The organism is Sulfurospirillum sp. E15m (assembly GCF_059415145.1).
Window position 1 is genome coordinate 202,697 of record NZ_JCAHZS010000001.1, and the last position, 22,902, is coordinate 225,598.

22 protein-coding genes and 1 tRNA gene are annotated in these 22,902 nt (G+C 37.7%); 16 read left to right on the top strand and 7 right to left on the bottom strand.

Going from position 1 to position 22,902, the window contains the following annotated elements:
• Positions 1-8 precede the first annotated feature (8 nt).
• Positions 9-338 (bottom strand): EF-hand domain-containing protein, encoded by a 330-nt coding sequence (locus tag AC5SLP_RS01045; RefSeq protein WP_495253282.1) that lies wholly within the window; start codon positions 336-338, stop codon positions 9-11.
• Between the two features lie 2 nt (positions 339-340).
• Positions 341-1,162, bottom strand: coding sequence for a DUF4405 domain-containing protein (locus tag AC5SLP_RS01050; protein ID WP_495253283.1), 822 nt, complete (start codon positions 1,160-1,162; stop codon positions 341-343).
• Positions 1,163-1,349: 187 nt separating this feature from the next.
• Here AC5SLP_RS01050 and AC5SLP_RS01055 point away from each other — a divergent pair, with 187 nt between their 5' ends.
• Genes AC5SLP_RS01055 through AC5SLP_RS01065 form a run of 3 tightly spaced genes read left to right on the top strand, consistent with a single transcriptional unit; the run spans position 1,350 to position 4,662 of the window.
• Entirely contained in the window at positions 1,350-2,279 is a 930-nt protein-coding gene (locus tag AC5SLP_RS01055; protein ID WP_495253284.1) for a ribose-phosphate pyrophosphokinase, read from the top strand.
• Between the two features lie 3 nt (positions 2,280-2,282).
• Positions 2,283-4,076: a translation elongation factor 4 gene (lepA, locus tag AC5SLP_RS01060; RefSeq protein WP_495253285.1), complete on the top strand. Its 1,794-nt coding sequence runs from the start codon at positions 2,283-2,285 to the stop codon at positions 4,074-4,076.
• A 13-nt stretch (positions 4,077-4,089) separates the two neighbouring features.
• Positions 4,090-4,662: a ComF family protein gene (locus AC5SLP_RS01065; protein WP_495253286.1), complete on the top strand. Its 573-nt coding sequence runs from the start codon at positions 4,090-4,092 to the stop codon at positions 4,660-4,662.
• A 14-nt stretch (positions 4,663-4,676) separates the two neighbouring features.
• Here the strand turns inward: AC5SLP_RS01065 and AC5SLP_RS01070 are convergent, their stop codons facing one another.
• Positions 4,677-5,195, bottom strand: a complete 519-nt coding sequence (locus AC5SLP_RS01070; RefSeq protein WP_495253287.1) for a hypothetical protein — start codon at positions 5,193-5,195, stop codon at positions 4,677-4,679.
• A gap of 85 nt (positions 5,196-5,280) precedes the next feature.
• On the opposite strand from AC5SLP_RS01070, the gene AC5SLP_RS01075 reads away from it, so the two are divergent.
• The 9 genes from AC5SLP_RS01075 to AC5SLP_RS01115 all read left to right on the top strand — a co-directional run bounded on the left by AC5SLP_RS01075 (position 5,281) and on the right by AC5SLP_RS01115 (position 14,329).
• Positions 5,281-6,048 carry a transposase gene (locus tag AC5SLP_RS01075; protein WP_495253288.1) on the top strand — a complete coding sequence of 256 codons (768 nt, stop codon included), beginning with the start codon at positions 5,281-5,283 and terminating at the stop codon, positions 6,046-6,048.
• A gap of 82 nt (positions 6,049-6,130) precedes the next feature.
• A complete protein-coding gene (gene gyrA, locus AC5SLP_RS01080; RefSeq protein ID WP_495253289.1) occupies positions 6,131-8,674 on the top strand; it encodes a DNA gyrase subunit A in 2,544 nt (847 codons plus the stop codon).
• A 40-nt stretch (positions 8,675-8,714) separates the two neighbouring features.
• Complete coding sequence (locus AC5SLP_RS01085) at positions 8,715-9,155, top strand: LPP20 family lipoprotein (protein ID WP_495253290.1); 441 nt, start codon at positions 8,715-8,717, stop codon at positions 9,153-9,155.
• Entirely contained in the window at positions 9,131-9,526 is a 396-nt protein-coding gene (locus AC5SLP_RS01090) for a hypothetical protein (protein WP_495253291.1), read from the top strand. The genes AC5SLP_RS01085 and AC5SLP_RS01090 overlap by 25 nt, the downstream gene beginning before the upstream one ends.
• Before the next feature lie 24 nt (positions 9,527-9,550).
• Positions 9,551-10,714 carry a sigma-54-dependent transcriptional regulator gene (locus AC5SLP_RS01095; RefSeq protein WP_495253292.1) on the top strand — a complete coding sequence of 388 codons (1,164 nt, stop codon included), beginning with the start codon at positions 9,551-9,553 and terminating at the stop codon, positions 10,712-10,714.
• A gap of 88 nt (positions 10,715-10,802) precedes the next feature.
• Entirely contained in the window at positions 10,803-11,831 is a 1,029-nt protein-coding gene (locus tag AC5SLP_RS01100; protein ID WP_495253293.1) for an aspartate-semialdehyde dehydrogenase, read from the top strand.
• Positions 11,831-12,340: a YqhA family protein gene (locus AC5SLP_RS01105; RefSeq protein WP_495253294.1), complete on the top strand. Its 510-nt coding sequence runs from the start codon at positions 11,831-11,833 to the stop codon at positions 12,338-12,340. Before AC5SLP_RS01100 ends, AC5SLP_RS01105 begins: the two co-directional genes overlap by 1 nt.
• Entirely contained in the window at positions 12,340-13,365 is a 1,026-nt protein-coding gene (hemE, locus tag AC5SLP_RS01110; RefSeq protein WP_495253295.1) for a uroporphyrinogen decarboxylase, read from the top strand. Before AC5SLP_RS01105 ends, hemE begins: the two co-directional genes overlap by 1 nt.
• A 49-nt stretch (positions 13,366-13,414) precedes the next feature.
• Positions 13,415-14,329, top strand: coding sequence for a radical SAM protein (locus tag AC5SLP_RS01115; protein WP_495253861.1), 915 nt, complete (start codon positions 13,415-13,417; stop codon positions 14,327-14,329).
• Between the two features lie 24 nt (positions 14,330-14,353).
• On the opposite strand, the gene AC5SLP_RS01120 is transcribed toward AC5SLP_RS01115, so the two are convergent.
• Positions 14,354-16,435 carry a TRAP transporter permease gene (locus AC5SLP_RS01120; protein WP_495253296.1) on the bottom strand — a complete coding sequence of 694 codons (2,082 nt, stop codon included), beginning with the start codon at positions 16,433-16,435 and terminating at the stop codon, positions 14,354-14,356.
• A 63-nt stretch (positions 16,436-16,498) separates the two neighbouring features.
• Positions 16,499-17,449, bottom strand: a complete 951-nt coding sequence (locus tag AC5SLP_RS01125) for a TAXI family TRAP transporter solute-binding subunit (protein WP_495253297.1) — start codon at positions 17,447-17,449, stop codon at positions 16,499-16,501.
• Between the two features lie 198 nt (positions 17,450-17,647).
• On the opposite strand from AC5SLP_RS01125, the gene AC5SLP_RS01130 reads away from it, so the two are divergent.
• From AC5SLP_RS01130 to AC5SLP_RS01145, 4 genes are all read left to right on the top strand, one after another.
• Positions 17,648-17,722: transfer RNA gene (locus tag AC5SLP_RS01130), tRNA-Asn, on the top strand.
• A gap of 420 nt (positions 17,723-18,142) precedes the next feature.
• A complete protein-coding gene (locus AC5SLP_RS01135) occupies positions 18,143-18,925 on the top strand; it encodes an AAA family ATPase (protein ID WP_495253298.1) in 783 nt (260 codons plus the stop codon).
• A 37-nt stretch (positions 18,926-18,962) separates the two neighbouring features.
• Positions 18,963-19,859 carry a hypothetical protein gene (locus AC5SLP_RS01140; RefSeq protein WP_495253299.1) on the top strand — a complete coding sequence of 299 codons (897 nt, stop codon included), beginning with the start codon at positions 18,963-18,965 and terminating at the stop codon, positions 19,857-19,859.
• A 346-nt stretch (positions 19,860-20,205) separates the two neighbouring features.
• Positions 20,206-21,150 carry an ArdC family protein gene (locus AC5SLP_RS01145; RefSeq protein ID WP_495253300.1) on the top strand — a complete coding sequence of 315 codons (945 nt, stop codon included), beginning with the start codon at positions 20,206-20,208 and terminating at the stop codon, positions 21,148-21,150.
• Here the strand turns inward: AC5SLP_RS01145 and AC5SLP_RS01150 are convergent.
• Positions 21,147-22,100, bottom strand: coding sequence for a plasmid recombination protein (locus AC5SLP_RS01150; RefSeq protein WP_495253301.1), 954 nt, complete (start codon positions 22,098-22,100; stop codon positions 21,147-21,149). The genes AC5SLP_RS01145 and AC5SLP_RS01150 overlap by 4 nt on opposite strands.
• A gap of 174 nt (positions 22,101-22,274) precedes the next feature.
• On the bottom strand, positions 22,275-22,850 hold the full coding sequence (locus AC5SLP_RS01155) for a hypothetical protein (protein ID WP_495253302.1): 576 nt from the start codon (positions 22,848-22,850) through the stop codon (positions 22,275-22,277).
• Positions 22,851-22,902: the final 52 nt, after the last annotated feature.

The following is a 22,902-nucleotide window of genomic DNA, read 5'->3' on the forward strand; positions in this document are numbered from 1 at the left end:
TCTTAAGACTATTGCATTCTTCCTCTGCCTTGTCTGTTTTCTTGCATACGTTTGAGTTGCCCTTGTTGGAACTCATCTTTGGTTACTTTTCCGTCTTTATTGGCATCAAAATACGAAAAATCGGGTGAATTAGCGGCATTTCGCATTGGCATGCCCGCATTTGCCATAGCACTCATGCGTTCGCTTTTAACGCTATTAAATTCATCTTCGGTAATAACGCCATCTTTGTTTTTATCGTATGCTTCAAATGTTAAAGGTCCGCGCGCTGGTAAATCCGTAGCGTATAGTCCCAAACTCACACTGGATATCAATGCTAAAAAGCATAACATTCGTTTCATCTTTACTCCTTTGTCGTGGATGATTTTAACGATTCTAATAGATCAATAGGCTTTACATGTAAAGCATCAGCAATGTCTCGCAATGTCGAAGTTTCTGTTGCATTATAGCCTTTTTCTTGAAGCGATTTTACAGCTATTTCATAAGAAAAGGCATACGTGCTAGATGCATCTTTTAGTGTCATTCTTCCATAGCCTCCTCCCTCTTTTAAGGTAGGTGTTGTTGGTTGAGCATTCATAATATCAAACATTTGAGCCGGTGAATAATGGTTGAGTTTAGCAATTTCAGCAATAGTCTGATCTTCTTGCACTCCTTGTAATTTTGCAGAGGATAGTTTTTGCATCAGCGTCTTAATATCAGTGTTAGTACGCAGTGCGAATTCTTGAAGGGTTGAGAGTTCTGCATGTCCGTAAGGTGCCTTTGACAGGGTTTTGTTCTCCCATGAACTCTTAATATCATCTTCAAAATTAAGAAATTCATCAAAAGGAGACCAGTAATAGAGCGTGCCAATTAAAAAGAGAAGGTTAAAGCCAAAGGCCAAAAGAAACTCTTTGGTCAGTAGTGAAAAAGCGCGTGTTTTATTTTTAAGATAATTGATTAGAATATTCCAATTAAGATAAATATGCACAATCATTCCCACTAAAAAAAGAACCATAAAACTGACATGTAAATTAGTGTATTGTGTTTTATCTAATCCCAAAAGTTCCCAATTCGTCCAATTAGCAACTCTTCCTTTGGGGGCAATAAACAGTAAAATGCCTGTATAACTCATCACTAAAAATGAAAAGCCGATACACAATGATGTAAAACGACGTAAACTATTCATAAGCCACCTCAATATTAACTATAATTAAACGTATTATGACACTTAAGTGTTAAAGGAGTGTTAAGAATGAATATTAGAGGAGGGCAAGTAGAGCTCCCAAAGAGGCGATGCATTTTATAATCTTAACGCTATCTTAAGTCCCTTTGCGCTAAAATAGAGAACTTTTTGATGTTAAAGGATATAGAATATGAGAGGCTATAAAGTCTTTGCAGGAACAGCAAATCCAGAGTTTGCTAAACGTGTTGCAAAACATCTTTCTCTTCCTCTATCGGCGGCTGAAATCAAGCGCTTTAGTGATGGAGAAATCAGTGTTCAAGTCAGTGAAAGTGTTCGTGGAAAAGATGTGTTTATCATCCAATCAACGTGTGCACCCGCAAATATAAATTTAATGGAATTACTTATTTTAACCGATGCACTTAGACGAAGTTCGGCAAATAGTATTACCGCTGTTATGCCTTATTTTGGTTATGCAAGGCAAGATAGAAAGGCAGCACCTCGCGTTCCAATTACTGCTAAACTCGTTGCCAATATGATTCAAACAGCCGGTGTTGATCGTGTTGTGACGATTGATCTTCATGCTGGTCAAATTCAAGGTTTCTTTGATATCCCCGTAGATAACCTCTATGGTTCTATTATCTTTAACGACTATGTCAAAGCAAAAAATCTCAAAAACCCAATTATTGCAAGTCCCGATATCGGTGGTGTGGCTCGTGCAAGAAGCTTCGCAAAACTCCTTGGCGTGGATATGGTTATTGTTGATAAACGCCGTGAAAAAGCCAATGAGTCTGAAGTGATGAATATCATTGGTGATGTGAATGGCAAAGATGTTATCTTAGTCGATGACATGATTGATACCGCAGGTACGATTGTTAAAGCGGCTGAAGTCTTGAAGAAAAAAGGTGCAACCAGCGTTATGGCATGTTGTACACACGCTGTTTTAAGTGGTCCAGCCTATGAGCGCCTTGCTAAAGGTGAATTGGATGAATTAATCGTCACAGATACCATTCCTTTGAAAGAGACTAGCGATAAAATTAAAGTGCTCAGTGTTGCTCCTGTGTTTGCAGAAGTCATTCGTCGTGTTTATCACAATGAAAGTGTTAATGGGTTATTTGTATAACGCATGCAGAAAAATATTCGTAACTTTTCAATCATCGCCCATATTGACCATGGTAAAAGCACGCTAGCAGATCGTTTGATCCAAGAGTGTGGCGCTGTTAGTGAACGTGAAATGACCACGCAAATGATGGACACCATGGACATCGAAAAAGAACGTGGCATTACTATTAAAGCACAAAGTGTCCGTTTAACCTACGTTAAAGATGGACAGCCTTATATTCTCAACCTTATTGACACTCCAGGTCACGTGGACTTTTCGTATGAAGTGAGCCGTTCTTTGGCTTCCAGTGATGGAGCATTATTGGTTGTTGATGCAAGCCAAGGTGTTGAAGCACAAACGATTGCAAACGTCTATATCGCGTTAGAAAATAATTTAGAAATTATTCCTGTTATTAATAAAATTGACCTTCCTGCCGCTGATCCTGAGCGCGTGAAAGATGAGATTGAGCATACGATTGGATTGGATTGTTCGGAGGCTCTGAATGTTAGCGCTAAAAGTGGTATCGGTATCCGAGAACTTCTTGATACCCTTGTCGATAAAATCCCTCCACCCAAAGGTGATGAAAATGCTCCAACCAAAGCACTTATTTACGATAGTTGGTTCGATAATTATTTAGGCGCACTTGCACTGGTTCGAGTCTATGATGGCGCAATTAAAAAAGGGCAAGAAGTTTACGTTATGGGTACAGGCAAGAAACATGAAGTTTTAAACCTTATGTATCCACATCCACTCGTTTTAGAAAAAACCCCTATGATTAAAACAGGTGAAGTGGGCATTGTCGTTTTAGGTCTTAAAAACGTGGGAGATGTCAGAGTTGGTGACACGATTACGGATGCTCGTAACAAAACAGCTGAAGCAGTCGGTGGTTTTAAAGAAGTAAAACAGTTTGTTTTTGCAGGACTTTACCCAATAGAAACCGATAAATTTGAAGAACTTCGTGATGCTTTGGACAAATTAAGATTAAATGATTCAAGTATTTCGTATGAGCCAGAAACATCCGCTGCCCTTGGTTTTGGTTTTAGGGTTGGTTTCCTAGGGCTTTTACATATGGAAGTCATTAAAGAGCGGTTGGAGAGAGAGTTTGACTTGGACCTCATTGCAACAGCACCAACGGTTACCTATAAAGTCAAAACGACCAAAGGAACGGTTTTGGACATTCAAAATCCAAGCCAACTGCCTCCAGTCAATGAATTTGAAGAGATTCAAGAACCCTACGTTAAAGCGACGGTTTTAACGCCGACTGAATTTTTGGGCAACATTATCATTTTGATGAATAACAAACGCGGTATTCAAAAAAAGATGGACTATTTAAGCCCAGAGCGCGTACTGTTAGAGTATGAGATTCCCCTCAATGAAATCGTGATGGACTTTTACGACAAGCTAAAATCGGTCAGCAAAGGCTACGCAAGCTTTGATTACGAACCGATTGGGTATCAAGTGGGTGATTTGGTTAAACTTGATTTGTTAGTCGCAGGCGAGCCTGTGGATGCACTTTCCATCATTGTGCCTCGTGTGAGTGCGCAAACAAGAGGACGCGACTTTGTGAAAGCGATGAAAGAAATCGTTCCACGTCAGCTTTTTGAAGTGGCGATTCAAGCGAGCATCGGTACCAAAGTCATTGCAAGAGAAACGGTCAAATCCATGGGTAAAAACGTCACCGCGAAGTGTTACGGTGGCGATATTACCAGAAAACGAAAACTGCTTGATAAACAAAAAGAGGGTAAGAAACGGATGAAATCTATCGGTAAAGTGCAACTGCCGCAAGAGGCGTTTCTCACCATTCTCAAAATCGACTAATCTTTACATGTAAATGCGTTGCCATCTTTGTTTAAACCTTAGTTGGCAACCACTTTGCAAAACCTGTCTGCAAACCATTTTAGCGCCAACGCCTGCTTTTAGAGTGTTAGAGAGCGGGTTAAAAGTCTACTCGTTTTACAACTACACTGACATAGCGCCACTGCTTCACACTAAACACACCTACATCGGCGCAAAGATTTTCGCACAGCTTGGGAAACACACATTTTTTGAATTTTTAAAAACCTTTGAACTTCCCAAAGGCGTTTGTGCCATTCCCATTGACGATCATGTGAGACACGGCTATTCACACAGTGCCATTTTAGCCAAAGCCACACAGCCATTTTTAACGCCATTGTACGGAAGTTTAAGAGCGAAAAATCATGAGAGCTATTCGGGGAAAAGCAGAGCTTATAGGCAAGCCAATAAACGTGATTTTACTTTTACATGTAAACGTAAAATAGATGTCATTTTAATTGACGATATAATCACAACGGGAAGCACGTTAGAAGAAGCACATCATCTACTAAAAGAGCAGAATGTAAATGTTGTGTTTGCACTTGTTTTGGCAGATGCGAAAGAAAACTAAAAATCAAACTCCATCTACGCGTTTCGACACGAATTGATATAAACAGGAGAGGCACTGTTCTTTTCTACATGTAATTTCATCATCAATAACAGTATTTCATACATGTCTTTGTCGTTATATTTAGCAATCGTTTTTAAAGTATCTTCATTCTTTTCAACGTTCACATGATTTTCCAGTAGCTTTGCTTGAAGAAAAGAAGCGTCAAAGTTAAGCAAGCTACATAACTCTTGGAAAGATTGATTTTTAGTGTTATGAATTAAAAATTCGATGTTGTCTTCATGGTGAATATGCTTGTTTGAAATAATCGCAACACATTCTTGTAGAAGTCTTCGAATCGTACACCTTCTCAACCATGCATGGACGCCTAAAAGCCCAATAATAATAAGCGCAGAAAGCTTATGCAAAATGAAAATAAAATGGGTATGAATACCCAATACAAAAGCGATACCTGTCGTATAAAGAACAATGAACATCACAAGGATTGCTATAATAATTATGACTTTTAAAATGGTTTCATTAAAACGTGCAAACACAAAAATTCCTTCAAAAGGGGTCAGGGCTAAACTTTTAACTTTTTAACCTTCTATGCTATAATTCTAGCAAAAAAAGATGGTAAGTATGCCACGAAGATTACGCATTGAACATTTGGGCTATCATCATGTTTATAATAGAGGTGTTGCAAAAAGCACTGTCTTTGAAGATGAAAAAGATAAAGCAAAGTTTATAGAACTGATGGCAAGTGTCGCGAAAGAGTTCAAATTTAACATTCATGCATTCTGCCTGATGGATAACCACTATCACATTTTAGTCCAAAATACGCGTGAAAACCTCTCATCAGGGATGCGCCAACTGGGTGCACAATACGCCAGTTACTTCAATAAACGCCATTGCAGAGTAGGGCATCTATGGCAAGATAGGTTTAAGTCATGGTATGTTTTAGATGAGAAGTATCTCTTAACTCTTTTTAAATACATTGAATCCAACCCTATCAAAGCTAAAATAACCCACAAAATTGGCGAGTATCTTTACTGCGCAACATACAGTATATTAAAAGATGCCGTACCCCCGTTTCTTCAAAACGCATTTGTTCTACGAGACTACAATATGAAAGAGTTACTAGAGTGTTTAAATGTGCCTTTAAGTGCCACAGAGTGTTTACAGATAGACACATTTCATAAAACAAAGTACAAGCAAGAAGATGGGCAAATAGTGCCTTTGCATCAAGAAAAACTATCGCACCTTTTTTTACATGTAAAAAACAAATCAGAACGAAATGATGCCATACAAAAAGCGTATATCGGTGGTCATACGAAAAGTGATATTGCAAGAGAACTTTCTCTAAGCGTTGCTGGTGTAAGTAAAATACTCAAAAAGTTAAAAGTTTAGCCCTGACCCCTTTTAGAGGACTAAGCTGATACAAAAGAAAACTAAAGTATAATGAAATAATTTACATTTGTAAGGTTAATTGATGGATAATATTTTTGATTCTAACCAAGACATTAAATCAATAAGCATTGAAGAGTCGATCAAGACCAGTTATCTTGACTACTCAATGAGTGTTATTATTGGTCGTGCGCTTCCTGATGCTAGAGATGGACTTAAACCCGTTCATCGAAGAATTTTGTATGCGATGAATGACCTTGCGGTCTCTTCACGCAGCCCCTATAAAAAATCTGCTCGTATTGTCGGTGATGTTATCGGTAAGTACCACCCTCATGGTGATACAGCCGTTTATGATGCGCTTGTCCGTATGGCGCAACCGTTTTCAATGCGTATCCCAATGGTCGATGGTCAAGGAAACTTTGGTTCGATTGATGGCGATAGCGCGGCAGCGATGCGTTATACGGAAGCTCGTATGACTGTTTTAGCAGAAGAGCTTCTTCGTGATTTAGATAAGGACACCGTTGATTTTGTGCCTAACTATGATGATAGTATGATTGAGCCTGATGTTTTACCAAGTCGTGTACCAAACTTGCTTTTAAATGGTTCAAGCGGTATCGCGGTTGGTATGGCAACGAACATTCCTCCACACTGTTTGGATGAGCTTTTAGATGCTCTACTTTTGTTGATTGATAATCCAGAAGCAACACTTGATGAAGTGATGGAGTTTATCAAAGGTCCAGATTTCCCAACCAGCGGTATTATCTTTGGTAAAAAAGGGATATTAGAAGCATATCGAACAGGGCGTGGACGCGTTAGAATTCGCTCAAAAGTGCATATCGAGAAAAAAGGCAATAAAGATATCATTGTTATTGATGAACTTCCATACCAAGTCAATAAAGTACGTTTAATCGAACAAATTGTTGGTCTTGTTAAAGAAAAGATGATTGAAGGTATCAGCGAAATTCGTGACGAGAGTGACCGTGATGGTATTCGTCTTGTGATTGAACTTAAACGTGAAGCGATGAGCGATATTGTTTTAAATAATCTTTACAAATCGACAAACCTAGAAGTAACCTTTGGTGTTATTTTGCTGGCTATCCACAATAAAGAACCCAAAATATTTACGTTGATTGAACTTTTACAGCTTTTCTTACGTCACAGAAAGACCGTTATTATTCGTCGTACGATTTTTGACCTTGAAAAAGCAAAAGCAAAAGCACATATTTTAGAGGGTCTTAAAATAGCGCTTGATAATATCGATGAGATTATTGCGCTTATTAAAGGCAGTGCCGATACCAAGACAGCTAAAGACGGTTTGATGGAGCGCTTTAGTCTCTCTGAAGTCCAAGCTGGGGCAATCTTGGATATGCGTTTACAACGTTTAACAGGACTAGAACGCGATAAGATTGAAAATGAGTTAGCTGAACTCTTAAAAGAGATTCAACGCTTAAGCGATATCTTGCGTAGCGAAGCATTACTCAATAATTTAATTAAAGAAGAATTAGTCGAGCTAAAAGATAAATTTAAATCAAAACGTATCACTGAAATTGTAGATGATTATGATGATATTGATGTGGAAGATTTGATTGCGAATGAGCCAATGGTTGTGACCATTACACACCGTGGTTATATTAAACGTGTTCCCGTAAAACAGTATGAAAAACAAAAACGTGGCGGTAAAGGTAAAATTGCAGTCACAACATACGATGATGATTTTATTGAAAGTTTCTTCGTCTCCGATACCCATGATACACTGATGTTTGTAACAGATCGTGGACAGCTTTACTGGTTAAAAGTGTACAGAATTCCTGAAGGAAGTCGTACCGCTAAAGGGAAAGCAGTTGTGAATCTCATCCAGTTGCAAGCCGATGAAAAGATTATGGCAATTATCCCAACAACGGATTTTGATGAAACAAAATCGCTGGCATTCTTTACTAAAAACGGTGTTATTAAACGTACGAACCTCAGTGAATTTAAAAATATTCGCTCCGTTGGCGTCAGAGCAATTACACTGGATGAAGATGATGAATTAGTCACAGCAAAAGTCGTCACACATGACACAAAATATCTCTTTATCGTTACGAAAAAAGGTATGTGTATCCGTTTTGAAGTAGGCGATGCAAGAGAGATCGGAAGAACGGCACGGGGTGTCACCGGTATTCGTTTTAAAGAAGAAAACGATAGAGTAGTAGGCGCTGCTGTTATTTATAATGACCAAGAAGAGCTTTTAACGGTAACGGAAAAAGGTATCGGTAAACGAACCACTGCAGAAGAGTATCGTTTACAAAATCGTGGTGGTAAAGGAGTTATCGCTATGAAACTTACTCCAAAAACTGCCGATTTAGTCGGTGTTGTTATTGTCGATGAAGATAAAGACCTGATGGCGCTCACCAGTAGTGGTAAAATGATTCGTGTTGATATGGAGACCATCCGTAAAGCAGGACGTAATACCAGTGGTGTTAAAGTGGTTTCTGTCGATGGTAAAGATGTCGTACAAAGTCTCGCTCGTTGCCCTAAAGAAGAAGAGGAAGAGCCAGAAATTGAAGGATTAGAAGAAGGTGAAAATACACCAGCCTCTGAATCATCACTTATTGTTGATGAAACACCGTCTGGCGAAGAGTTGGAATAGTAGTTGCTTTGAAATATAAAAATTACATTAAGGTGTCACTATGAATAAAAAATTTGTAGTACTTTTAGCAAGTTTAGGATTAATGTTTATGGTTTTAGGATGTTCCGCAAAAAAAGATGAGCCACCTAAAGATCCAAAAGCAGCAATGTATGATTTCAGCAATGAAAAATCATTTGTTGTGTATGGTGAAGGTATTGCACCAATGCATACAGTTTCTCCTGCACAAGCGATTGCGCTTGCTAAACGAGCAGCTATTACAGACGGGTATCGCCAACTTGGAGAAAAACTCTATGGCGTAAAAATTAACTCAACAGAGACTGTTAAAGATGCCATGTTGAAAGATTCTCGTGTGACTGCACAAGTAAATGCTTTAATTAAAGATGCTGCCATAACGGATGCAACATTTAAAGACGGCTTGTATAGCGTTAGAATGGAAATCTCAATGAGCGGACGTAGGTGGCAAGAGCTTTTCGCCTACTAATCATTTTAGGACTATTGCAATCGCTATTTTGCAGTGAACTTTTTTGGTTTTCATACAAAATCGTCACTGCAAATAGTGTTGTTATCTTTGAAGAAAAGAATATTACACCTGTGATGATTCCCTTTGAAGGGACATCACAACAACTCTGCAAACTGTCACTTCACAAGCCTGATACCATAACGGTTCATCAGTTTCTCAAACAGCACTTTGATACGATTTTACCTTGCTTTTATTCTCTATCAACGCACCTTCTTTCTCGCAATGAACAGTATTTGAAAAATGGCAATGACAGGATTGAGCTCATCATTGAACCTGTACGCTTCACAGTAGATTTTAAAGATGAATTCGCTACTATAAATGCCGTTAGGTAAATTTTTTGCTAGGACACGAAAAGCATGCACGTTGCGATTGTTGAAGACGATATTAATATGCGAAAATCCTTAGAGATTGCTCTAGGGGAATATGAAGAATTTAAAATATCTACTTACAAAAGTGCGCTTGATGCATTAAAAAAGATTGACACAAGTGTTGATTTAATTGTGACCGATATTAATATGCCCGGAATGGATGGTATAGAGTTTATTAAAAAACTTGATGGTGCATACGATATTATCGTAATAACAGGCAATGCAACACTCAGTCGTGCAATTGAATCTGTCCGCCTGGGCGTTAAAGACTTTTTAACCAAACCCTTTGAAATTGAGACATTGGTTGAAGCGATTAAACGTCATGATAAAATTCGTACCAAAGTGAAAGAAAGCTTTGAAAAAATTGAGAGTGCCAAAGAAGACAACGGTGATTTTATAGCGACTTCTCCAGAGCTAGATAAAGCACTCAATATTGCCAGAAAAGCTGCAAAAACAGATGTGAGTGTACTGCTTTTAGGTGAGAGTGGCGTTGGAAAAGAGCTCTTTGCCAACTACGTGCATAAAAACTCTCCAAGGGCTAAAAATCCTTTTGTTGCAATTAATATGGCTGCCATCCCTGAAAATCTCCTAGAAAGTGAATTGTTCGGATATGAAAAAGGCGCTTTTACGGATGCAACCAGTGAGAAAAAAGGCTATTTTGAAGTGGCACATGGTGGAACACTTTTTCTAGATGAAATTGGTGAGATGCCTATTACGTTGCAAGCAAAGCTCTTACGAGTGATTCAAGAGCGTGTTATGGTGAGAGTGGGTGGTACAAAAGAGATTCCTATTGATGTACGCATTGTATCGGCAACGAATGCCGATATTAAAAAAAGTATTAAAGAGGGTCTGTTTCGAGAAGACCTTTATTATAGACTCAATACGATTCCTGTTGAAATTCCCCCCTTGCGTCAAAGGAAAGAGGAAATTTTGCCGATTTGTGAAGTTGTTTTAGCCCGTGTCATTAAAAAATACGGACTTGAAAAACGCTATTTCTCTGAGGAAGCGATTGAATCGTTGATGTATTATCGCTGGCCAGGTAATATTAGAGAGTTGATTTCCGTCGTAGAACGCGCAGTCATTTTAAGTGACAGTGAAGCAATCAGTAAAGAGGACCTTTTCTTAGAGAGTCGTAATTGGTTTAGTTCATAATATTCATAAAAAATAGACTTTTTTGATAACTTAATACGGTTTTATTGGGTTATTAAAAAAGTCTCACATTATAAAAAGGTAAATAGTAATGAAAAAGTACAATGTAGCAATCGTAGGCGCTACTGGTGCGGTAGGTGAAGAACTTTTTAGAGTTCTTGAAGAAGTTGATTTTCCTGTGAATAATCTTGTCCCTTTAGCGAGTAGCAAAAGTGTTGGTATCGAGATAGAATTTAAAGGTAAAACATACAAAGTATTAGAACTCACAGAAAAAGCTTTTGAAGAGAATGATGTTGAGATTGCCTTTTTCAGTGCAGGTGGAGATATCTCTGCGTATTTTGCACCGTTTGCAGCAGAGGCTGGCGCTGTTGTTATCGATAATACCAGCCACTTTAGAATGGATCCAGAAGTTCCTCTTGTGGTTCCGGAGTGCAATCCGAATGATATTGACCAATGGCAAAACAGAGGTATTATCGCAAATCCAAACTGTTCAACGATTCAAATGGTACAAGTTTTAAAACCGTTGGATGAGTTATTTAATATTACACGTGTCGATGTAGCAACCTACCAAGCGGTCAGTGGTGCAGGCAAAGGTGGAATGGAAGAACTCGTCAATCAAATGCAAGACTTTTTTGCTTTTAAATTAGACCAATGTGAACCTAAAACATTCCCGTATCAAATTGCACTCAATGTTATCCCGCATATTGATGTGTTCATGGATAATGATTACACAAAAGAAGAGATGAAAATGGTCAATGAAACCCAAAAAATCTTGGGTAAAACAATGGAAATCAGTGCAACATGTGTTCGAGTTCCCGTCATGAGAAGCCATTCAGAAGCCATTACCATTCATTTTGAAAAAGATGTGAATGTTGAAAAGGCAGTCGAAGCGTTGAAAAATGCAGAAAATGTTGTTGTCATAGATGAGCCGGCTAAAAAAGAGTATCCGATGCCAATTATTTCAACAGATACGAATGAGACTTATGTAGGAAGAATTAGAAAAGATTTGAACCGTGATAATGTACTTCATTTGTGGTGTGTTGCTGACCAAATTCGTGTCGGTGCTGCAACCAATGCGGTTAGAATTGCTCAAAAATGGATTAAAAGAGAAGAAGCCTAATGATTGAAAAATTGTTTGAATCAGCATTATGGTCAAGTCGATTTATCACATTAACTGCTGTAATATTTAGTATCTTGGCGGCATTTGCATTGTTCTGTGTCGCCAGTTCTGATTTATATTATGTCTTGGTTTCAACGTACCAGTATTTTTTTACAGCTGTGCATCCTGCCAATTTTCATGAAGATATTGTTGCCAATATTATTGGCGCGATTGATCTTTACTTGATTGCGGTTGTTTTATTGATTTTTGGCTTTGGTATTTATGAGCTTTTTATCTCTGAAATAGACGTTGCTAAAGGCTCAGGAAGCAATAAGATTTTATACGTTAGTTCATTGGACGAGCTGAAAGATAAAATTGGAAAAGTGATTGTTATGGTGTTGATTGTCAGCTTTTTTCAGCGCGTACTTCATGCAGAATACCAAGGCGCATTAGAGATGTTATATCTTTCAATTTCAATTTTAGCGCTTGCCTCAGGCTTATATTTGTTACATAAAGGTGGAAATCACTGATGATTTTTGTAGATGCTTGTTTCGGCAAAAAAACGCCGTATACACCTGTGTGGATGATGCGTCAAGCGGGGCGTTACTTGCCTGAATATATGGAAGTAAGAGCTAAAGCAGGCGATTTTTTGTCCTTGTGTAAAGACCCTGAAAAAGCGTGTGAAGTCACGCTTCAACCGGTTGATATTTTAGGGGTTGATGCGGCAATTTTATTTAGCGATATTTTAGTCGTGCCTTTAGAAATGGGTATGGAGCTTCAGTTTTTAAAAGGTGAAGGTCCTGTTTTTTCACACCCCATTAAAAATCAAGCAGACCTTGATAAATTGGATGTTCAAAAAGCGATTGATGGCTTAGAGTATGTGTATGAGGCGATTCGATTGATTCGAGGCAAATTAGCAGCCGATAAAGCACTCATTGGTTTTTGTGGTGCTCCTTGGACGCTTGCGACATATATGATTGAAGGGCAAGGTACAAAAACATATGCCTTAGTCAAAAAGCTCATTTATTCTGAGCCTTCCTTTATGCACGCTCTCTTGAAAAAAGTGACAGAAGTGATTAAAGGCTATATGGAACGCCAAATTCAAAATGGTGCCAATGTTGTTATGGTTTTTGATTCTTGGGCAGCGGCTCTTGAAGAGAGTGCCTATTTTGAATTTAGTTGGGCGTATATGAAAGAGATTAGTGCGTATTTAAAAGCGAAATATCCTCATGTGCCTGTGATTTTGTTCCCAAAAGGTATTAGTGGTTACCTTGATAAAATTGATGGTGATTTTGATGTATTTGGCGTGGATTGGTCCACACCGATTGAATTGGCTAAAGAGAAATTAGGTGACAAATATGTGCTTCAAGGCAATATGGAACCGACACGTCTTTACAGTAAAACGGCAATTGATGATGGAATTTCTCATATTGTCTCTGTCATGCAAAATAAACGTCATGTTTTCAATTTGGGACATGGTATCTTGCCTGACATTCCAGTTGAAAACGCACAGTATTTCATCAAACAAGTTCAAACTCGCACGAAAATCTCATAGTTTGTCCTTCTTATAAGGGCAAACTGCTTTACATGTAAAAGGATTTCCTATCAGCCAGATTATTTTTGGACCTATTACGTCACGGCGTTTTGGGCAATCTCTTGGCATCGACCTTAGTCCCTCTTCAAAACAGTGTAATTTTGATTGTCTTTATTGTGAGCTTAAAGGTGCAAAAACGGTCAATCAAGCACACAATACGCCTCCTGTGGATGATATTATTCATGAACTCAAGCAAGCATTAGACAAGTACCACCATCTTGATGTCGTGACACTAACGGCTAATGGAGAACCCACACTTTACCCAAATCTTGATGAGCTGATTCACAAAATTCACGAGATTAAAAACCACCCAAAACTATTGATTCTCTCCAATGGTTCTACGATTATGCAACCTTCTATACAAGAGAGTTTAAGCCATTTAGATATCGTTAAACTTTCACTGGATTGTGTCAGTGAAAAGTGCTTTAAGCGCTTGGATCGCGCACATAAAGACATTCGCATTGATTCGATTATTGAAGGTATGAAAACGTTTCGAAAACGATACCATGGTGAGCTGATTGTTGAGATATTAGTGGTGGAAGGCTTAAACGATACTTTTGAGGAGTTTAAGTTGTTAAATGAAGTCTTACAAGCAATTAAGCCTGATCGGATTGATGTAGGAACGATTGACCGTCCTCCTGCTTATGATGTGAAAGGTGTGAGTATCGATACCTTAGTGGAGCTTTCACACTATTTGGAAAATTTGCCCGTTGCTATTGCTTACAAAAAAAATTACATTCCCGAAAAACGCTCTTTTAATGAAGCAGAAATCCTTGAGCTTTTAAAGCGACGACCTCAAAGCTTTGAAGATATTGAGTTGTGTTTCGATGCTCAAAGTCTACAAAATTTACAAAAACTTTTGAAACAAAAAGTTTTACATGTAAAAAAAATTGCAGGGGTGGATTTTTATAAAACAAATCAGTAAAAAACCAGTGGGAAATCCCACTGGTTACGCTGCTACGTGTGCAAGCTGTTGTTTTTTATATTTGACTCTTTGTCCAAAATAGACAATGCCATAAATGATTAAGCCAATGACATAAGAGAGATAATGGCTAGGAAGTCCTAATTTTGCTGCGACAATTTTCGGAAGCATCATAAAAGGGATGACGGCTATGAGCATAATGCGTTCAATGGTATTGATTCTAGTCAGTACAAAGCTTTGCGTTGCTGAAGTGAAGGCAAACATACCTAAAATCGCTCCCCCGAAAATAATGGCAATTTCAAAAGGATTGGTAATCCAAACCCAGCTTTTCGCATCATTTGGATCAGCCGGATCGACGCCACCAATGAGAAGAAGTTCATTGTTGAAAAAGAACATAAACGGTAAAAGTGCTGTTCGAATATCATAAATAAATGCTTGAATACCCGTGACAATCGGATCACTTTTTGCAATAGCCGCCGAGGCATAAGCCGCCATACCAACGGGTGGCGTATCATCCGCTAAAATACCAAAATAGAAGACAAACATATGTGCCGCGATAGTAGGGATAATATAACCATTATTACCAGCTAAATCCATAATGACTGGAGCAGTAAGTGCCGCCATAACGATATAGTTTGCTGTTGTTGGAAGCCCCATACCTAAAATAAGCGAAACAAACATCGTTAAAAATAAAACGGCTAAAATGTATCCACCGGATAAATTATCGATGACTTCTGCTAAGATTAACCCAACACCTGTCAAGGTTACGGACCCTACAATAATACCTGCAACGGATGTTGCGACTGCTACAGAGACCATATTTTTGGCACCTGCAATCATGCCATTTCCAATATCTGCAAAGCCAGACACAATGAGGTCTAGTGTGACTTTCTCTTTGTGAATCATCGCTTTAATTGGTTTTTGAACAACCATAATTAACATCATAAACGCTATGGCGCTAAATGCCGCACTTTGGGCTGATTGGCGAAGGACGATTAACGTGTACATCAAAAAGATAATAGGAATAAAATAGTGAATACCTTTGATAAACATATCCCAGACACGACCAAGTTTATCGGGGTCTTCTCCTTTTAGTCCTTGCTTTTTAGCTTCGAGATGGACAATATAGAACAATGCGATATAACATGTAAATGCTGGGATAAATGCTGCAAAAATAATATCGGTATAATCCAATCCCAAAAATTCTGCCATGATAAATGCTGCTGCACCCATAATTGGAGGCATTAACTGCCCATTAACGGAAGCTGCTGTTTCGACTGCCGCCGCTTTATGCGCACTAAAACCCAAACGTTTCATCAAAGGAATCGTAAATGTTCCGACAGTAACAGAATTGGCGATAGAAGAGCCTGAAATCATTCCCATCATTCCTGAAGCCGCTACTGCTGCTTTTGCAGGGCCACCGTCATAACGTCCAACAATGGTATAAGCAAGGCGAATAAAATACTCACCTGCTCCTGCTTTATCTAATAAAGAGCCAAATAAGACGAATAAAAAGACAAAACTAGCACTAACGCCTAATGGAACGCCAAAAATACCTTCGGTAGTGAGTACCATTTGGCCGACAATTTTATTAAGACTTGCGCCTTTATGGGCAATAATATCTGGAAGATAAGGACCAAAATGGTCATAAGCTAAAAAAACAATAGCAACACACATGAGCGGCAAGCCCATAACGCGTCTTGAAGCTTCTAAAACAGCAATAATAGTTACAACACCAACGATAACATCAAGCTTCGTCCAGTTACCAGAGTGCATTGCAAGATCAGTATAAGCATACCATTGATAAAGAACCGCCGTAACGGCGATAGCGGCAAAAAATAAATCGTACCACGTAATAACGGATTTGAGTTTGTTACTTTTGTATATAGGATACATTGAAAAAGCTAAAAGCATTGCAAATGCAAGGTGAATAGAGCGAATATAAGCGCTATTGCTAGGGTCTAGAACAATATAGAGTTGATAGAGCGACCATGAAAAAGCAATAATAGAAACAAACCAATACTGCCAACTTCCTTTTTCAAAGTCTCTTTGTCCTTCAAATTCATTGATGAGCTTTTCATCATCTAAACGTTCAACGAGTGTTTTCAAATAAGTCCCTTTGTGTAGAAATGGAAGTAAAGCTCCAAACCTTTTGGAGCTTTACGTGTAAAATTATTTTAGAAGACCTGCTTCTTTAAATGCTCTAATCGCACCAGGATGTTGAGGTACGCTTAAACCTTCAAGTAGGCTCTCTTTTGTAATTGTTTTATAGGCAGGGTGTAGTTCTTTAAATTTGTCAAAATTGTCTAAAATGGTTTTTACAACTTGGTAAACCACTTCATCTTTTACTTTTGAACTGGTTACAAGAACGGCTTTAACACCAATACTTGGAACATCATTGGGAACACCTTTGTAGAATGTACCTGAAATAGTACCTTTTGCATAGTATGGGTATTTTGCGATTAATGCATCGATTTGTGGTCCAGCAATAGGAACGATGTTGATATCTACAGAGTTTGCTGCATCTTTGATATTTGCTGTTGGATGACCTGCAACAAAGAAATAACCATCTACGTTATTGTCTTGGAGTAATGTTGGTCCTTCACTTGATTTGAGTTCATTTGCCAACGCTAAATCTGAACGTTTGATGCCAAATGCTTCAAATACAACATCTGCTGTCATACTTGTGCCTGAACCTGGAGAATCCATATTGATTCTTTTGCCTTTAAGGTCTGTGATTTTTTCAATGCCAGATTTTTTACTCACAACAAGCGCAAGTAATTCTGGATAAATAGCAATAGCACTTCTTAACTCAGGAACGGGAGATTCCTTGAACTTTCCTTCACCTTTATAAGCTTGATATGCTGTATCACTTTGTGAAATACCAAAATCAAGCTCGCCTGCTTTGATGGTATTGACATTGTAAACTGAACCACCTGTTGATTCGACTGAACAACGAATATTGGTCTCTTTTTTGTTTTTATTGACCATTTGACAGATAGCGCCACCTGTTGGATAATATGTTCCTGTAACACCGCCCGTACCAATCGTGATAAATTCAGCAGCGAACATAGGAACAGTTAATGCCCCAGCAAGTGCCAATGTAGCAAGTTTTTTATGCATACTAACTCCTTAAGATGTAAATGTCATATTATCCTACAACCTTTCTTCTTACTTTTCCTTGAATGATTCTGCACGAGAGCTTTGAATTTATGTTACTCTTAAAATAGAGTGAATAAAAACTTTTTTTGTATTATTGTTAAAATATACCTTGACAATAGATTTTTTTTTCACTATAATTTCGACCTCATTCATTGGTGTTCCGAATTAGCTCAGCGGTAGAGTAGGTGACTGTTAATCACTTGGTCGCTGGTTCGAATCCAGCATTCGGAGCCACTCTTTATTCCCCTAAAATATGGACTTTCAAGCAATTTTAAATCATATTTAAAGTTTCAAAAATAAAGTTACTTCCAACCAACTTCCAACAAGAGAAATTTTTTAGGCTGGTTTCCATCGAATTGCTACTATTATGTGGCTAAATAGCCTTATTTCCGGTAATCTCTTCTATTGAATCCATAGGTGAATTTTAGCACTTTTTATTTTTACAGTACAAGTTACTTCCAACAACTTATTGGAAGTAACATAGCTTATACTTTTAAAAATTCTTATCTTTCGCGAATGCAACTTTACTAAGTAATCGTAAAAATCACCAAATCTTTCAACAAATTCAAAAATTCCCGTGAAATCTCGTTTTAATTCTTATACTCCTTCCAAAGGATAATCAATCCTTTAAAAATTACTAAGGAGAATAAGACCATGAACTATTTTGAAAAAACCCTCACAAAATTTGATATCTTCACCCAACCCCAAGAATTAGATGAAACCCTAAAAGGATTACCTCGTGGAGAGGTTGGAGTATTGGTAGCTCCCGGAGCTACTGGCAAGTCATTTTTTGTTTTGAATATGCTTTTAGCTTCCTGCAATGCTGTTGTGAAAAACCATCTGATTGTAAAACCAATACGCATTTTATATCTATCCTTGGAGGATAGATTAGAAGATATACAACGAAGATTACATGCTTATATGATGGGCAATTTGATTATGGAAAGTGACATTCAAAAGCATGAGAACAATTTTGAAATCATTGCTTATAAAGGTTCGCAACGCCTTATCTCAAAACACATTCCTCAAAAAGAGAATCCCCTTTGGCAAAGCCTCAAAGAAAGAATTACTACCTCTAAACCCGATTTAGTCATTCTTGACACACTTATTAAGTGTTATGAAGGTTATGAAGAAAACTCCAACCCAGACATGGCAAAGGTATTAAGCTTCTTCAATGAATTAGCCATGGAACACAACTGTTCTATTTTATTACTCCACCATACCAATAAAGCTGCCATCAATTCTGAAAATGCTACCTCTCAAACCAATTCAAGAGGAGCAAGTGCCATAGTGGATAATAGCAGATGGGTGATTTCATTAAAAAAACAAGATGATATTCATGTTGTGTGTGAAGCCATTAAGATGAACTTTACCTCTATCAAGCCAACGACTTATTCAAGGCTGTATAAAGGTGTCTTATTTTTAGATGGAGAATAAGATGCCTTCTTGTATAAATTATTTTAAAGAGAGCCGCATGGCAAGCATTGAGATGTTGTTTCACTTTTTTAAAGCTGTACCTTCTTCTTATTACATTGAGAAGGAAGAAAAATTAGAGGATAACACTATCCGTGTGAAAAAACAATCTTCCCAAACATTCAAGAAACCACTTGATAGAAATCTTACAGGGTTTGATTATGTGGAAATAAGCGGGCAATACCTATGTGCTTATGATCAAAAAATCCTTCGATCCATTCTCCAAGCCCTCCAAAAACAAAATGAGGAACCCTTTATTGCCATTAGTGCAAAAAGCCCCAATGAGGAATATTTGCCCATTGAGAGGCAAGTGTATAGCAACCAAGCAACCCTTAGCCTTGCCAATTTTTACACCTTGCTCAACAACCAAAGCCACAACCGATCCAGTAATGATATTTTTGGAAAAATATTTAAAAGCTTACAACGCTTAGCATCCACTACTTTGTCTTTTTACACCAAGAACAAGAGTAAAATCATTACAGCCCCATTACTCATCTATGCTAAAAATGAAGCCATGCTTACCTTTCAAGTGCATCCATGTGTGATGAGTTTTCAATTCACAACTAACAATGAGACAAATCTCTTCAAATACAAGCAACCCTATTACCAGATTGATAATACCCATTATTTTAAAGAGCGAAGTGATTTAGAGCAACTCTTATATACCAAGATACAGTACAAGTTTGCTTCCATGGCTCATAAAAATTTTACCATGGGATTTAATGAATTAAGAGAGCAACTTTTCTTACCATCTACCTCACAACGAACCCTCTATAACCAAAGCTCTAAACTTAGAAGTGCCATTAAAAGTTTAAATGATAATAGTGAATACACCCTTATCTTAGGAAACACCACAACCCCCACCCTTCTGGTTTCTAAAAAACAACTAACCTCTTAACCCTCCCTTGTTACCCAAGGGGAGCGTGATAGACGCTCCTTTGAGAGTATAAGTATAAAGTATAGAAAATCTTAGCCCCACACCATAAGGGTTTCAAAGCTCTTCATTACCCCTATCAGGCTAAGTTTTACCCTCTGCTGGGATAGTATATTACCTCTCTTGGGTGGTTTTATCCTAAAAATATCTCTGAATCATCATGTGGTTTTTCTTTTTTTTATCCTTTGTTTTTAACGTATTTTAGGCTTCAAAAAAAGATGCACTATTTTTCATTTGTTTCGCAAAATAATCCTGCGTTTGATAATTTTTTATTATAATGAATTATATATCCAAACAGCGAGGTGATAGCATGAATGAAGAAATTAAACCCCAAACCACAAATCCATACAATAACTATAAGCAATTAGTAGAGAACTTTATTGCTGAATTAGAACAAGGTGTTCAGCCTTGGAAGCAATCATGGAAACTAAACAATGGAATGCCACGAAGTGCAGTATCAGGTGGTGAGTATAGTGGTATTAATATCTTATCGCTTATGAGACACAAATTCCAAAGCAACCAATGGATCACCGCTAAGCAAGTAGAGCAACTTGGAGGCACTATTAAAAAAGAAGAGTTAGATAATGCCCGTGATATTTTCTTTTTAAAAAACATTGTAAAAACCATCACTAAAGAAGATGAAGAGAGTGGGGAAGAAAAAGAGATGGATGAGAAACACACGGTCTTAAAAAATTACAAGGTTTATAACATTGACCAAGTTGAAGGCATTAACTTTGAAGAAGAGCTACCACTTTCTAAAAATGAAAAGATTGATGAAGTGGAAAAAATGATAGCTGCCACCAAAGCTCAAATATACAGGGGCTCACCGGCATATTCACCCAAAGACGATGCTATTTTTATGCCCCATATTGACGAGTTTGTGGATAAAGAGAATTACTACTCCACACTTTTTCATGAATTATCGCATTGGAGTGGGCACGAGACAAGATTAAACAGAGCTAACCATGTAAAGAAGTATGATGATGTCTATGCCTTTGAAGAACTGATTGCAGAATTATCAAGTGCCTTTTTATGTGCTAAACACACTATCTCAATGAAAAATACAGCTCATGCTGAATATATGAACCATTGGGTTAAAATGTTAAAAGAAAAGCCTTATATCCTCTTTTCGGTTTCCACACACGCTTCTAAAAGTGCTTCCTATATATCGCATTTAGCAAACAAGAACACACAAGTTCAAAAGGAGGATAAAAAGATGGGGCGCTTTAAACACCATGCCCCCAAAGTGGCTTAGTGAATGTGCTGGTGAAAGAGCTTCTTTTTAATGGCATCTGTTTTTTCTTGGATGTCGTTAAACATCAATACAAGCTCATTTTTTAACTTCGAATAAGTGCTTTTATTGAGCATCAATGCTTTATTGAGTTCGGTCTCTTTTTTTCTGATGGCATAGATTTTTTCTTTCAGTTCTGGGCTAAATGCCCTCCAAATACTTTTGGTGTATTGAAGCAATGAAGAAAATTCTTTCTTGTTGCGATAAGGCTGATGGTGTTTGATTAAGAAATCATTCCAATTATCTTGTAATGTTTGCAAGATTGATTGACGCACCACTTGTGTCTTTGGAACTCTATTACCATTTTCATCGAGCTTTGGTTTGCCTTTATTTTTTCCACGGTTTTCAATTTGATAGACTACTTCACCATTTTTTCTAACAGGCTCACTTCCTACAATAGGAGAGAAAAATTCATTATAGCCCCACTCCTTGGATAGGCTATCGTAGGCTGAAAAAGTGAGGTGAAAATGTGGGTTCTTTTCATCATTGTGACACACCAACTCCAACAGTTCAAAATGCTCTAAAATGCCTTGCTCTTTAAGATAGGATAAAATCATTTTAGCGTGCTTGGTAGCATAATTTTTATCATGAAACTTCTCTAAATCCTCTTCTGTTAAATCTTGAAAATCAAAGACCATCTGAAAGGCTCCTACTTGGTTGGTTCTATGGGGTATCGCTTTTAAGGCTTCAATATCGCTTTCACTCATTATTTTAAAATAGTGGTTCAGATGGCTTCGCATCTTATCAATATTGGTGGCTTGTTTGGATTTCACCTCATGGGTTTTATTGTAAAGTTTTCGTTGATTGTGTTTGAGTAATCCAAGCATTCCGCCATCCTCAATGCCTCTTACCTCCTTAGTGCCTCGTTTCATGGTAGCAAAATTGATGGTCTCAATTCTCATTACTGCTGTCATATGTGCCTCCTTACCTCGTTTATTGGAGTATAAGCGAAATCAAACAAATATTTTTTTTCGAACTTTAAAGCGGTTATTTACTCATGAAGTGTAAAACCTGCTTTACATTTTCACTTTTAGAAAGATGAAAATTGCAGGCTCTTACGAGACTAAGAGCGAAGCAAAAAAGAAGAATTAGTGAGGAGTATTAGAGAATTTAGAAGGGTGATAATAGACGTTTTTGCCATGGCTTTTAGTGTTGAGTATCTCTTCAAACTGTTGGTTGTCTATTTCTGTAAATTCTTGGTTAGTGCCATCACCATCGTCATCCTCTTCATCATTACTTTCATGCGAAGCTTTAACCAATGATTGTTTGGTTTGAGAATTCTTTGGGGCTTTCCAAGTCTTTTGAATAGGTTGTTGGATAATGAGCTTGGCTTCATACCACTCTTTGTTATTTTTTGGAATAGACGTGATTCTATCATCCGCAATAATTGACCATCTTTCATCTATAAGGGCAAGCTTTTCTTTGAAGTCAGCTTCTTGGAAAGTGATAGTATGTCTCAGTGTGGAGAGGTTTTTTTCATATTCACTAAGCTTATCAGCTAATGTTTTTATGGCTTTTTGGTGGGATGTGATTTGTTTATCATAAGATTCAAATGCTTTATCTACGAGAACTAAATACTGTTGCATAGTACTGATTTGGTAGATTGCATAAACAATTCCAACTGCCAGAATTGTTAAAATAATGTATAGGGTTGTAATGTTCATAAGGGTCTCCTTGTTGTGTTTTTAAAGTGCATGATTGGATTATAAGTATAAT